The following is a 12995-nucleotide window of genomic DNA, read 5'->3' as shown; positions in this document are numbered from 1 at the left end:
AATGCTAAAGTTGCAGGAATTGGAAGCTGGCTATGATGAAAGCATGGTTATTCGTGATATCGATTTGCAGGTGAAAGACAATCAAGTTGTATGCATTATGGGAAGAAATGGGGTTGGAAAAACAACTTTATTAAAAACGATTATGGGTATTTTACCACCAAAAAAAGGTAAAGTGATTTATATGGATACTGATATAACAAAAAAACGTCCTTCTCACCGTGCTAAGCAAGGAATTGGCTATGTTCCTCAAGGTCGAGAAATTTTTCCTAAATTGACTGTTTACGAAAATCTATTAGTTGGGTTAGAGGCGGGTACAGAAAAGAAGATAAAAGAGGATGTATATACTTATTTTCCTATTTTAAAAGATTTCAAAAAAAGAAATGGTGGAGATTTAAGTGGTGGTCAGCAACAGCAGTTAGCTATTGCAAGGGCACTGGTTGCAAACCCGTCCTTTTTATTACTAGATGAACCAACCGAGGGGATTCAACCAAATATCGTGCAGGAAATTCAAGAGGTTATTTTAGATATCAAAAGAACATCTCAAACTTCTATGATACTTGTAGAGCAAGATTTAGAGTTCGTAAAAAATGTCGCTGATTACATTTATGTAATAGACCATGGATCTGTTGTATATGAAAAGGCGGTAGACGAAATAAATGACGATGAAGTATATCACTATTTAAGTGTTTAAATGGAGGAGTGATTAGCGTGAAATTATCTCCAGTTGAGATGGAAAAGCTATTTCTTTTTATGGCAGGTGAGTTAGCACAAAAACGGAGAGATAAAGGGTTGAAATTAAATTACCCGGAAGCAATGGCACTAATTAGCTGTTATTTGCTGGAGGGTGCACGTGAAGGGAAAACCGTCGCACAGCTGATGCAGGAAGGCAAGAAGGTTCTTACTGCTGAAGATGTGATGGAGGGTGTACCAGAAATGATAGAGAGTGTGCAGATTGAAGCTACTTTCCCAGATGGTACTAAGCTTGTTACGGTTCATGACCCAATTGTATAAGAAAAGGTTGTTCAATAAGTAACCCAATAGATAAGCGGCACATCGCTTTGTTGGCTTGTTTTTCTGCTCCTCTTGTTTAGAAGCAAGCAGGTTGAGGCGGCGTAATTTTGAACACGAACGATAGAAGGAGGTTTGGCAATGATTCCTGGTGAATACCGTTTGAAATCAGAAGAGGTTGAGATTAATAAAGGAAGAAAAACGCTACGATTAAATATTTCTAATACTGGTGATCGTCCGGTTCAAGTTGGATCCCACTTTCACTTTCCAGAGGTGAATCGACATCTTGCATTTGATAGGGAACAAGCAATTGGTATGCGATTAAATGTAGCTGCTGGGACTGCGGTTCGTTTTGAACCTGGGGAAGAAAAAGAAGTAGAACTGGTGGAATTAGCAGGAAATCGTCATGTGTACGGGTTAAATAATTTAACGACAGGTAGTGTGGAAGAAAAAGAAGCGATCCAGTCACGAATCAATAGTCAAGGGTTTAAAGGAGTCGGTGATAAATAATGAAGCTATCTCGTTCACAGTATGTGTCATTGTATGGGCCAACAACCGGAGACCAAGTAAGATTAGCTGATACAGATTTGTGGGTTGAAGTGGAAAAGGATTATACCGTGTATGGTGATGAAAGTGTCTTTGGTGGCGGAAAAGTCATCCGTGATGGAATGGGGCAAAGCAGTACAAGGGCACGTGAGGATGGAGTTTTGGATTTAATCCTAACGAATGCACTGATTGTTGATTATACAGGAATCGTGAAGGCAGATATTGGTGTAAAAGATGGACGTATCGTCGGGATTGGAAAAGGTGGAAATCCAGACGTGATGGAAGGTGTCGATCCGAATATGGTTATTGGTGCGTCGACAGAAGTAATTGCCTGTGAAGGGAAAATTGTTACGGCAGGTGGAATTGATGCACACATACATTTTATTAGCCCACAGCAGGTAGATGTTGCTGTAGCTTCAGGTCTAACGACGATGCTCGGAGGTGGAACGGGTCCGGCAACAGGTACAAATGCCACGACATGTACACCGGGTGAGTGGAATATCCAACGAATGCTCGAAGCTGCTGAACAATTTCCAATTAACATTGGGTTTCTTGGGAAAGGAAATGCTTCATCACCTGAACCACAACGAGAGCAAATCGAGGCTGGAGCGATTGGTTTAAAATTACATGAGGATTGGGGAACAACTCCAGCAGCGATTAATCAATGTTTAGCTCTTGCTGATGAAATGGATGTACAGGTTGCAATTCACACGGATACGTTAAATGAGGCTGGTTTCCTTGAAGATACGGTAAAGGCGATAGGTGACCGTGTCATCCACACCTATCACACAGAGGGTGCAGGTGGAGGACATGCGCCTGATATTATGAAAATTGCGTCTTTTCCTAATGTATTACCATCTTCTACAAACCCAACAAGACCGTACACTGCCAATACGATCGATGAACATTTAGATATGTTAATGGTTTGTCATCATTTAAAACATGATGTACCAGAAGATGTTGCATTTGCGGACTCAAGAATTCGACCAGAAACAATTGCTGCTGAAGACATTTTACATGATCTTGGAGTCATCAGTATGATTGCATCTGACTCTCAAGCAATGGGCAGGGTTGGTGAAGTCATTATGCGAACGTGGCAGACAGCAGACAAAATGAAAAAGCAGCTAGGTCAATTAGCAGAAGATCAAGGTACTACAAATGATAATACTCGTGTCAAACGATATGTAGCTAAATATACAATAAACCCAGCTATTACACATGGTATGGGACATGAAATTGGATCAATTGAGCCTGGAAAGCTGGCTGATATTGTCATTTGGGATCGTAAGTTTTTTGGTGCCAAACCAGAAATAGTGGTAAAGGGTGGAATGATTAGTCATGCACAGATGGGGGATCCGAATGCATCGATTCCTACTCCGCAGCCTGTTTTCATGCGTCCAATGTTTGGAGCACTAGGAAAGGCGAAGAATGGTACTTGCTTAACCTTTGTTTCACAAGCTGCTTATGATAACCGTGTTCATGAAAAGTTGGGGCTGCAAAAGCAAATTGGGGTCGTTAAGCATTGTCGAAACATAAGTAAAAGTGACTTGCATTATAACGATAAAACACCAGAAATTGATGTGAATCCAGAGACATATGAAGTGAAAATAGATGGGGAGCTTATCACGTGTGAACCTTTTGAAGAACTTTCACTAGCACAACGCTATTTCTTATTTTAACTAAGAGGAGTGACTGACATGCTAACAAAGGCTGTTGTAGGTAATATTGATATAGAAGGGTTTAACCACCGGAAACGAGAATGGGTGGAGCTTGATTGGGAGGAATTAAATAAACGAATTTTACGAAAAAAAACCGATAAAGGTACAGATGTTGCAATTGCTTTAGAAGATAAGCAACCATTGAAGGTAGGAGACATCGTTTACCAGGATGATCATGTGCAAGTCGTCATTCGTACAAAAAAAGAAAAAGTGTATGTCATCTACCCTGATTCCATTGTACAAATGGGGAAAATGGCATTTGAGCTAGGCAATCGTCATACACCGTGTTTAATTTCTGATGATGAGATTGTCGTTCGCTACGATGAAACTTTAGAGCGACTTTTTGAAGAAGTGGGTGTGAAGTATGAACAAACGGAACGTAGATTTAAGCAGCCCTTCAAGTACAGGGGACATAAGCACTAATCTTTTATATTTAATGCATATTCACGATTCTGCTTTTCCAATTGGGTCCTACACACATTCGTTTGGGATGGAAACATATATACAATCGGATCATATTCGAACAAAACAAGATCTATTTGATTTTTGTTCGATGTATGTTCATGAAAATCTAGTTTATACCGACGCTATCTTTGTCAAAGAAGCATTTGAAAAAGTACAGGCTAGTGATTGGGACGGGCTTATTCGGCTAGAGAATATTTGTGATGCAAGCAAAAATGCGGAAGAAACACGTGTAGCAAGCAGGATGATGGGAAAGCAATTTTTACAGGCTATTTTGCCTGTATTTGAAAGTGAATCGTTATTAAGATGGAAGCAACTTTTGGATAATAAAGCGATTAAAGGGCATTTTCCGATTACTTATAGCATTTACGCTGTTGAGATGGGCTATGATTTATTTACAACCATGCTAACCTTTATCTATTCATCAACAGTGGGTTTAGTGCACAATGCAGTGCGAGCCATACCTTTAGGTCAGAAGGCAGGTATTCAAGTCATTCATCAATTAATTCCGGAAATATCGTACGGAGCAAAAAACGCAATGGATAAACAGTTGAAGGATCTATCTAATCACGCAGTCGGTTTAGAGCTTTCATCGATGCAGCACAAATTTTTACAATCTAGACTTTTTATTTCTTAATTTTAGTACAAAGAAAGGGGAATGAATTATGAAGCCAGTGATTGTCGGAGTTGGGGGACCAGTCGGATCTGGAAAAACGTCCCTTGTTGAACGTTTATCAATGGAAATGCATGAAAAGTATAGCATTGGGGTTATTACGAATGATATTTATACAAAAGAAGATGCTGAATTTTTAATTAAAAAAGGAATTTTACCAGATGACAGAATTATTGGTGTGGAAACAGGTGGATGCCCACATACTGCAATTAGAGAAGATGCATCGATGAATTTTGAGGCCATTGATGAGTTGAAACGTAGATTTGATGACCTTGATCTTATTTTACTGGAAAGCGGTGGAGATAATTTGTCCGCAACCTTTAGTCCAGAGTTAGTTGATGGATATATTTATGTTATTGACGTTGCTGAAGGTGGGGATATTCCTAGAAAGGGTGGTCCTGGTGTAACGAGGTCTGACCTTCTTCTAGTAAACAAAATTGATCTAGCTCCATATGTTGAGGTTGATTTAGATAAAATGAAAGAGGATGCCAAAATTGCTCGGAAAGAACGTCCGTTTGTTTTTACGAATGTGAAAAAGGGTGTAGGTACCGACCAAGTGATTGAATGGATTAGACACTACATGTTACTAGAAGGAAGCGAAGAGGAAAGCAATGCAACCATTAGTCAATAATGCAAAAATCCCATTATCAAAAAGTAATGGTAAGCTAGATTTATCGTTTGAACAAAAAAGAGGGAAAACGATGATGGTTGATTGTTATCAGCATCCTCCATTAAAAGCTAGTAGGGGATTATATTTAGATGGGTCTAGTCATGTAACCGTCTATTTGATGGAATCATCAGGTGGACTCGTAGCTGGTGATCGTAATGATTTTAATATTCAAGTAGGGCAAGGAGCAAATGTCACGCTAAGACCGCAATCAGCGACAAAAGTGTATCCTGCATTTAACAATCAGCCGAGCTCTCAGCAGATAAGTATAAACCTTGAAGCAGGTGCAGAGCTGGAATGGGATCACGAGGAAGTCATTCCATTTAAAGATGCAAGCTTTGAGAGCAAAACTTCGATCCAAATGACTCCAAGCTCTTCTTTGTTATGGGGGGAAATTCTATATCCGGGTAGGGAAAAACGAGGAGAATCATTTGTATTTGATAAATGTCAAACCCATTTAGAAATTTGGGTGGATCACCATTGTATTGCCTATGATACGCTACATCTCAAACCATCAGAACAAAACTTAAAAAAGTTAGGGGCATTGGAGACGTATAATTTTATAGGAAGTCTATGGTTTATTTCACCTAAGCTAGAGGGGAATGACTGGAATGTTGATGGACTGCTGGAGCAGCATGACAACCATAAATCTGGAGTCTCAACATTAAACGGGAATGGAATACTCATTCGTTGGTTATCCAACCGTTTACCGTTATTGAAAAAAGAATTAGAGAATCTATCAAACTATTTTAAAGAAATAGAGAATACAGTTTAGGGGATTTAAATATACTTAGTGTAGATGGACGCTCCACACAAGTTGTGGGGGCTTACCTGTGAAGGAAGTGGAAGAAGAAGCGGAATACAAGAAATATTTGTAAAAATTATGTTGACAGTTATAACCAGTATCTGGTAACCTTAATCCAACAATAAAGATTTTAAATTAAATATCTATTTTTCTTATCCAGAGAGGTGGAGGGACTGGCCCTTGGAAGCCTCGGCAACAGACTTATGAAGAACTGTGCCAATTCCAGCAATTATGATTGATCATAATTGATAGATAAGAAGAGTTGTATGATGATACATTACCTGTAAACTCTTCTTAATTAATTAAGAAGAGTTTTTTTGCATCAAAAAAGTTAATTTTTCCTATTTTTTCCAAAAAAGCATTGCTTCATTTACCAGAAAATGGTAATATGAATTCAAATAAAATAAATCGTGTTTATTCTTATCCAGAGAGATGGAGGGACCTGGCCCGTAGATGTCTCAGCAACCAACCTATTTATGGTACGGTGCTAATTCCAGAAGGCTTTAATGCCTTGAAGATAAGAAGATAGTTTTGATCGTTAAGGACTTTCTTCTTATGAAGGAGTCCTTTTTTTTACGTTAGGAAAGTATAAAATTTTAGCGCTGAAGTTAATCGACGTAGTAAAAATTTTTAGGAACTAAGTATAAGCGCAACTAGGCAATCGCCTGCGCCTAGAGGCTTGGCGCTAGCCTTTATTTTTTAAAAAAGTTGGAAGCTTTTGTTCATCAGGACTTTCCTTAGATAATTTCAAGTTGAGAAGGATGAATGCTATGACAAAACGGAGTATGGAAACCAATTTGGTTCAGCTTGGCAATAAGAGTGATCCGGTTACTGGGGCAGTTAGTCCACCGATTTTTTTATCAACCGCGTATCAGCATGAAAAGCTTGGACAGTCGACAGGGTATGATTATACGCGGACCAAAAATCCAACGCGATCCATCTTAGAAGAGGGAGTGGCACGCTTAGAAGTAGGAGACGCGGCCTTTGCCTGTAGTTCCGGAATGGCTGCCATTCAGTTAATGCTATCCCTTTTTCAATCAGGTGATGAGTTAATCGTGCCTAGAGACATTTATGGGGGAACCTACCGACTGTTTGAGTTTTACTCAAAGGCTTATGGAATAAAAACGTCCTATGTCGACTTTGATGACGTAAGCACGGTGGAATCGCTAATTTCGCCAAAAACGAAGGCGTTGTTTATTGAAACACCTACGAATCCGTTGATGCAGGAAATTAATATTGAGCAATTTGCAGCGCTTGCTGAACAGTATGATTTGTTATTTATCGTCGACAACACTTTTTTAACACCATATTTTCAACAGCCACTTCAATTAGGTGCCGATATCGTCGTACATAGTGCAACGAAATACATCGGTGGACACAATGATGTACTTGCTGGAATCGTTGTTGCTAAAGGAGAAGAACTAGCTGAAAGATTAGCTACTATTCACAATGCTTCAGGTGCTGTTTTGTCTCCGCTTGATTCGTGGTTATTAATTCGAGGGCTGAAGACGTTACCACTACGGATTGAAAAACAGGAGGAAAATGCCAAAAAAATTGTGGAGTATTTAAAGAGTGAGGAAAAAGTTAAAGACGTTTTATATCCAGGAAAAGGAGGTATGCTCTCGTTTCGAGTGAAGGAAAGCGTATGGGTAAGTCCATTTTTGGAGCACCTGCAATTGATTACCTTTGCGGAAAGTCTCGGAGGAGTGGAAAGCTTTATTACGTATCCTGCAACACAGACCCATGCAGATATTCCAAAAGAAGAACGGGAAAAACGCGGGGTATGTGATCGGTTATTACGGTTTTCGGTAGGAATTGAGCTGGTTGATGATTTAATTGCTGACTTAAGGCAGGCCTTTATTGCCTTAGAAAAGGAGGAGTCGTAGGATGGCCTTTAAAAGTGAACATGTAGAGACGAATTGCATACATCCTTTGGCAAGTAAAGCTGGTGATCCAAAAACGGGTGCAGTCAATGTCCCTATTTATCTATCATCTACGTATCATCAAGAAAGCTTTGATGAGTTGGGAGACTTTGATTATAGTCGTTCTGGCAATCCAACTCGCCTTGCATTGGAGCAGACAATCGCTAAATTAGAAGGGGGTGAGCGAGGCTTCGCATTTGCTTCCGGTATGTCTGCAATTGCCTCCGCATTTATGCTCGTTTCTGCCGGAGATCATGTCATTATATCAAGAGACGTTTATGGTGGGACTTACCGATTTATCACAGGAATTTTAACAAAATTCAACATAGGCTACTCGTTTGTGGATATGACTAATCTCAGTGAAATTGCTGCTGCCATCCAGCCTAATACAAACGTGATTTATATCGAGACACCATCTAATCCTTGTTTAAACATTACAGACATTGAAGGAGTCGTAAAGCTAGCGAAGGAGAATAACTGTTTAACGTTTTTAGACAATACATTTATGACACCCTTGTACCAGCGACCGCTTAGGTTAGGTGTTGATGTTGTCCTCCATAGTGCAACGAAATTTTTATCTGGTCATAGTGACATTATTGCAGGCTTGGCAGTGACAAAATCAACGGATCTTGGTGAAAAATTAGCGTTTGTTCAAAATACCTTTGGTGCGATTTTAGGTGCAGAGGATTCCTATCGGTTACTTCAAGGCATTAAAACGTTAGGTGCTCGTGTGAATCAATCATCGGCTGCTGCAGAAAAAATTGCCTGCTACTTACAAGAGCATCCATTGATTGAGGAAGTATTTTATCCGGGCTTGAACACCCATCCAGGCCATTCGGTTCATTTAAGACAGACGAAGGGACATGGCGCTGTTCTATCCTTTCGATTACCTAATCGAGCGTTGACAAAGGCATTCGTGGAAAACATAGAAGTTCCCGTTTTTGCAGTAAGTCTTGGAGCAGTTGAATCGATTCTATCCTATCCAGCAACAATGTCACATGCTGCGATGCCTAAGGAAGAAAGGGAAAAAAGAGGGATTACTGATGGCTTATTACGGTTATCCGTGGGCCTTGAGCATGTAGACGATTTAATTGCGGATATGGATCAAGCGCTGACTACTGCAGCAGTAGTGGGATCGCAAGCCATTGTTAAATAAGTTAGCAGAATAATTAAATATAAAAGATGATGAAAAGAGAGGGAGATATAACATGTCAGTAACATTAACAAAAGCACCATTTAAAGCAGATCACGTCGGGAGTTTACTACGTCCAGACAATTTACACGAAGCAAGGCAGGATTTTAAAGACGGAAAAATAACTGCAGCTCAATTGCGTGAAGTTGAAACGAAAGAAATTAAACGAATTGTTGATAAGCAAATTGAGGTTGGGCTAAATTTAGTAACGGACGGGGAATTTCGTCGCACATGGTGGCATTTAGATTTTCTAGAACATTTAAATGGATTAGAGGGATATGTTCCAGATACTGGTTATTTATTCCAAGGAGGCGTGGAAACAGAGCGTTATAACGTACGCAATACGGGAAAAATTTCATTCAACCCAGACCACCCTTTTATTAAGGATTTTATCGAGTTCAATCAAATCGTTGATGGTAGGGCGGTAGCGAAACAAACGATTCCAAGTCCGAACCAATTATTTAATGCTGGTATTCGCGATGAATCCATTTATCCAGATATTGAAGACTTTGCTGCAGATGTAATTCAGGCTTACCGTGATGCATTACAAGCATTTTACGAAGCAGGGGTTCGTTATTTGCAATTAGACGATGTTTATATCGCAGGACTTTCTGCACCAGACATTCCATTTAATGATACCGGACTTTCTAGGGAATATTTAATTGATTTAGCACTGCGTGTTGTTAACGGAGTATTAGAAGGAAAGCCAGATGATTTAAAGGTAACCACTCATTTATGCCGTGGAAACTATCAATCTACTTGGGCGTTTGAAGGAAGTTATGCGTTAATTGCGCCAACATTACTGGCAAAGGAAAAAGTAAACGGCTTTTTCTTGGAATACGATGACGAACGTTCAGGTGATTTTAAGCCGTTGCAGCACATTCCAAAAGGTGGACCACAAGTTGTATTAGGGGTAGTTACATCAAAATTTGGAGAGTTAGAGGATAAAGAGAAAATAAAAGCACGAGTAAAGGAAGCATCCAACTATGTACCACTTGAGCAGCTGTGCTTAAGCCCGCAATGTGGATTCGCATCTACCCATCATGGAAACAAGTTAACGGAAGAGCAGCAATGGGAAAAATTAAAGTTTATTGTAGATTTATCTAAAGAAATTTGGTAAAAAGCGTTACAAATTTGAAAACTATAAGTATAATAGGAGTAAATTAGGTAAAATTCCACAAAGAATGAGAGTAACTTTATAATATGTGGTAAGTACTCCTATTCACATTTATAAGGGGAGTAAATAGTACAAATAATTACTGGGTGGCTCAGTCCACCCTGCTTTCCATTATTAGAAGGGAGGTAACACTTTGCTGTTGTATGACAATTTTACTGGCGATCCATTTAAGGATTGGAAGCCGACAGATGATACGAAAGGTGCTAGTGAAGTATTGAAGTGGGCGTATCAATCATATGGTGACTCGGTTGTATATGCGTGCAGCTTTGGAGCAGAAGGAATAGTGTTGATTGATTTGATTTCAAAAATAAAAAAAGATGCAAAAATCGTCTTTTTAGATACGGGTCTTCATTTTCAAGAAACATACGAGTTAATAGAAAAAGTGAAACAAAGATACCCAGATTTACAAATCAATTTGAAAAAACCTAATTTAAGTGTAGAAGAACAGGCGCAGCAATATGGTTCTGCATTATGGAACAGGCAACCGGATCAATGCTGTTATCTACGAAAAATCAAGCCTCTTGAAGATGCGCTTCGAGGAGCTACTGCTTGGATTTCAGGTCTAAGAAGAGAGCAATCACCACTAAGGAGTAAAACCAATTTTGTGAATAAGGATGATCGATTTCAGTCGATTAAAGTGTGTCCCTTGATATATTGGTCATGGGATAATATTTGGGACTATATCCGACTAAACGAGTTGGATTACAATGAATTGCATGATAGCGGTTATCCAAGTATAGGGTGTATTCCGTGCACATCAGCAGTGGATGAACAGGGAGACAGTCGTGCTGGAAGATGGCAAGGAACAACGAAGACAGAGTGCGGGCTTCATACTCCAGGAAATTAACAATAAGCGTAAGCACATGAATCGTGAATGTTAAAAGAAAATCTGCATACAAAGTAAACAAAGGCCTCCATCAATGGAGGTATGCCAATTTAGGGAGGTGGGTAATTTTGCAATTACAAGTAATGAACAGTCCTTTTAGTCAAGAACAAGTAGAACTACTAAACCGTCTGCTACCGACCCTGACAGAAAACCAAAAAATTTGGCTGAGTGGTTATTTGGCTGTACCTCAGCCGGGTCAATCTGAAGCAGCAGCAACAACCTTAGAGGATGCAATCGAAGCAGAGCCAACTACTTCAGCTAACACGGAGGTAGAAACCCGAGAAGTAACGATTCTCTTTGGTACGGATACTGGAAATGCGCAGGCGCTGGCGGAGGAATTTTCACAAAAGCTAGAACAACAACAGTTAAAAGTAACTGTATCCTGTTTTGATGATTTTAAGCCAAAAGCTTTAAAGAAGGTAGAGGATTTACTAATCGTAACAAGTACTCACGGAGATGGTGATCCGCCAGACAACGCATTGTCTTTTTATGATTTTCTTCACAGCAAAAGAGCACCAAAGTTAGAAGGTGTTCGTTTTTCCGTGCTTGCCCTCGGTGATAGCTCTTATGAATTCTTTTGTCAAACAGGGAAAGATTTTGATAAACGTCTAGAGGAATTGGGAGCAGAGCGAATTTACCCTCGCGTAGATTGCGACTTAGACTTTGAAGAGCCAGCAGCTGAATGGTTTGAAGCGGTCTTTGATAAATTAGGAGCAAGTAGCAGCAGTACACAAGCATCTGGAATAGATCAGACGGCTGTCGATGATGACCAGCCGAGTTATTCAAGGTCTAACCCATTCAGGGCAGAGGTGTTAGAAAATATCAATCTGAATGGACGTGGCTCGAATAAGGAAACGCGCCATGTAGAGTTAGACCTCGAGGATTCCAATTTAGTATTTGAACCAGGGGATAGTTTGGGTGTTTATCCGGAAAATGACCCTGATTTGGTCGATGAATTGATCGAGACAATGGGGTGGAATGCAGAAGAATCCATCCCTATCAATAAACAAGGTGATTTGTATTCCTTGCGAGAGGCTTTGACCTCTACTTTTGAAATCACCACTTTAACCAAACCGTTACTTGAGAAAGCAGCTCAGTTGACGAACAATGAAGAGCTGAAATCACTTATTCAACCAGAAAATAAAGAAGCATTAACCGCCTATATAGAAGGTCGCGACCTGATTGATTTCGTTCGAGATTTCGGACCATGGCAGGCTTCGGCAACTGATTTTATAAATATTCTTCGGAAAATTCCTGTTCGCCTTTACTCGATAGCAAGCAGTTTAAAAGCGTATGAAGATGAGGTCCACCTAACGATTGGAACGGTGAGATATCATGCGCATGGACGTGATCGAACTGGCGTCTGCTCTGGTCAATGTGCGGAACGAATAGAAGTTGGGGATTCCTTAAAGGTTTTTGTACAGAAGAATCCAAACTTTAGACTTCCAGAAAATCCAGATACACCAGTGATCATGATTGGACCAGGAACAGGTGTTGCACCTTATCGTGCTTTTCTCCAAGAACGAGAGGAGATCGGTGCGGAAGGAGATAATTGGTTGTTTTTCGGTGAACAGCATTTTATGACTGACTTTCTATACCAAACAGAATGGCAGCAATGGCTCAAGGACGGGGTTCTTTCAAGAATGGATGTCGCGTTTTCGCGTGATACAGATGAAAAGGTGTATGTCCAACATCGTATGCTAGAAAAAAGTCGAGAATTTTATCAGTGGCTGGAAGCTGGAGCACATGTGTATGTATGTGGAGATGAAAAGCATATGGCGAAGGATGTTCATGCGACGATTTTATCGATTCTTGAAAAAGAAGGTGGCATGAGCCAAGAGGAAGCTGAAGCGTTTCTAACAGATATGCGTAAACAGAAGCGCTATCAACGTGATGTTTATTAATTTGGTAAACATATTTTAATAGGAAAGGAGTTTTA

The 12995-nt window shown here is 39.9% G+C and carries 13 protein-coding genes and 2 riboswitches; all 13 genes read left to right on the top strand.

Translation table 11 applies throughout. From position 1 onward, the window contains the following. Position 1 precedes the first annotated feature (1 nt). The 13 genes from urtE (at position 2) to JOC48_RS04620 (ending at position 12960) form a co-directional block, all read left to right on the top strand. The gene (gene urtE, locus JOC48_RS04680; protein WP_204497888.1) at positions 2-691 is read left to right on the top strand and encodes an urea ABC transporter ATP-binding subunit UrtE; all 690 of its coding nucleotides are present in this window, start codon (positions 2-4) and stop codon (positions 689-691) included. A gap of 17 nt (positions 692-708) precedes the next feature. Continuing rightward, positions 709-1011, top strand: a complete 303-nt coding sequence (gene ureA, locus JOC48_RS04675; protein ID WP_204497887.1) for an urease subunit gamma — start codon at positions 709-711, stop codon at positions 1009-1011. Between the two features lie 138 nt (positions 1012-1149). Beyond that, entirely contained in the window at positions 1150-1518 is a 369-nt protein-coding gene (locus JOC48_RS04670) for an urease subunit beta (protein ID WP_204497886.1), read from the top strand. Next, positions 1518-3233, top strand: a complete 1716-nt coding sequence (gene ureC, locus JOC48_RS04665) for an urease subunit alpha (RefSeq protein ID WP_239584192.1) — start codon at positions 1518-1520, stop codon at positions 3231-3233. The genes JOC48_RS04670 and ureC overlap by 1 nt, the downstream gene beginning before the upstream one ends. Positions 3234-3251: 18 nt before the next feature. Further along, a complete protein-coding gene (locus JOC48_RS04660) occupies positions 3252-3695 on the top strand; it encodes an urease accessory protein UreE (RefSeq protein WP_204497885.1) in 444 nt (147 codons plus the stop codon). After that, on the top strand, positions 3637-4371 hold the full coding sequence (locus tag JOC48_RS04655) for an urease accessory protein UreF (protein WP_239584191.1): 735 nt from the start codon (positions 3637-3639) through the stop codon (positions 4369-4371). The genes JOC48_RS04660 and JOC48_RS04655 overlap by 59 nt, the downstream gene beginning before the upstream one ends. A gap of 28 nt (positions 4372-4399) precedes the next feature. Beyond that, a complete protein-coding gene (gene ureG, locus JOC48_RS04650; RefSeq protein WP_204497884.1) occupies positions 4400-5038 on the top strand; it encodes an urease accessory protein UreG in 639 nt (212 codons plus the stop codon). Next, positions 5019-5849 (top strand): urease accessory protein UreD, encoded by an 831-nt coding sequence (locus tag JOC48_RS04645; RefSeq protein ID WP_204497883.1) that lies wholly within the window; start codon positions 5019-5021, stop codon positions 5847-5849. The genes ureG and JOC48_RS04645 overlap by 20 nt, the downstream gene beginning before the upstream one ends. Positions 5850-6028: 179 nt before the next feature. Then, positions 6029-6138: riboswitch (SAM riboswitch) on the top strand. Positions 6139-6296: 158 nt separating this feature from the next. Further along, positions 6297-6403: riboswitch (SAM riboswitch) on the top strand. A gap of 246 nt (positions 6404-6649) precedes the next feature. Further along, the gene (locus JOC48_RS04640; protein WP_204497882.1) at positions 6650-7765 is read left to right on the top strand and encodes a methionine biosynthesis PLP-dependent protein; all 1116 of its coding nucleotides are present in this window, start codon (positions 6650-6652) and stop codon (positions 7763-7765) included. 1 nt (position 7766) lies between these two features. Next, complete coding sequence (locus JOC48_RS04635) at positions 7767-8957, top strand: aminotransferase class I/II-fold pyridoxal phosphate-dependent enzyme (protein WP_204497881.1); 1191 nt, start codon at positions 7767-7769, stop codon at positions 8955-8957. A gap of 52 nt (positions 8958-9009) precedes the next feature. After that, entirely contained in the window at positions 9010-10113 is a 1104-nt protein-coding gene (locus JOC48_RS04630) for a 5-methyltetrahydropteroyltriglutamate--homocysteine S-methyltransferase (protein WP_204497880.1), read from the top strand. 190 nt (positions 10114-10303) lie between these two features. Then, positions 10304-11017 carry a phosphoadenylyl-sulfate reductase gene (locus tag JOC48_RS04625; protein WP_239584190.1) on the top strand — a complete coding sequence of 238 codons (714 nt, stop codon included), beginning with the start codon at positions 10304-10306 and terminating at the stop codon, positions 11015-11017. A gap of 107 nt (positions 11018-11124) precedes the next feature. Continuing rightward, on the top strand, positions 11125-12960 hold the full coding sequence (locus JOC48_RS04620) for an assimilatory sulfite reductase (NADPH) flavoprotein subunit (protein WP_204497879.1): 1836 nt from the start codon (positions 11125-11127) through the stop codon (positions 12958-12960). Positions 12961-12995: the final 35 nt, after the last annotated feature.

The organism is Aquibacillus albus (genome assembly GCF_016908325.1).
GTDB lineage: Bacteria > Bacillota > Bacilli > Bacillales > Amphibacillaceae > Aquibacillus_A > Aquibacillus_A albus.
This window is presented reverse-complemented; position numbering and strand designations above follow the sequence as displayed.

Bases quoted from the DNA above. Each gene is read 5' to 3' on its own strand.
- JOC48_RS04660 (WP_204497885.1), top strand. From the start codon at position 3,252: ATGCTAACAAAGGCTGTTGTAGGTAATATTGATATAGAAGGGTTTAAC.
- ureG (WP_204497884.1), top strand. From the start codon at position 4,400: ATGAAGCCAGTGATTGTCGGAGTTGGGGGACCAGTCGGATCTGGAAAA.
- JOC48_RS04655 (WP_239584191.1), top strand. From the start codon at position 3,637: ATGAACAAACGGAACGTAGATTTAAGCAGCCCTTCAAGTACAGGGGAC.
- JOC48_RS04670 (WP_204497886.1), top strand. From the start codon at position 1,150: ATGATTCCTGGTGAATACCGTTTGAAATCAGAAGAGGTTGAGATTAAT.
- ureC (WP_239584192.1), top strand. From the start codon at position 1,518: ATGAAGCTATCTCGTTCACAGTATGTGTCATTGTATGGGCCAACAACC.
- JOC48_RS04640 (WP_204497882.1), top strand. From the start codon at position 6,650: ATGACAAAACGGAGTATGGAAACCAATTTGGTTCAGCTTGGCAATAAG.
- JOC48_RS04645 (WP_204497883.1), top strand. From the start codon at position 5,019: ATGCAACCATTAGTCAATAATGCAAAAATCCCATTATCAAAAAGTAAT.
- JOC48_RS04630 (WP_204497880.1), top strand. From the start codon at position 9,010: ATGTCAGTAACATTAACAAAAGCACCATTTAAAGCAGATCACGTCGGG.
- JOC48_RS04635 (WP_204497881.1), top strand. From the start codon at position 7,767: ATGGCCTTTAAAAGTGAACATGTAGAGACGAATTGCATACATCCTTTG.
- urtE (WP_204497888.1), top strand. From the start codon at position 2: ATGCTAAAGTTGCAGGAATTGGAAGCTGGCTATGATGAAAGCATGGTT.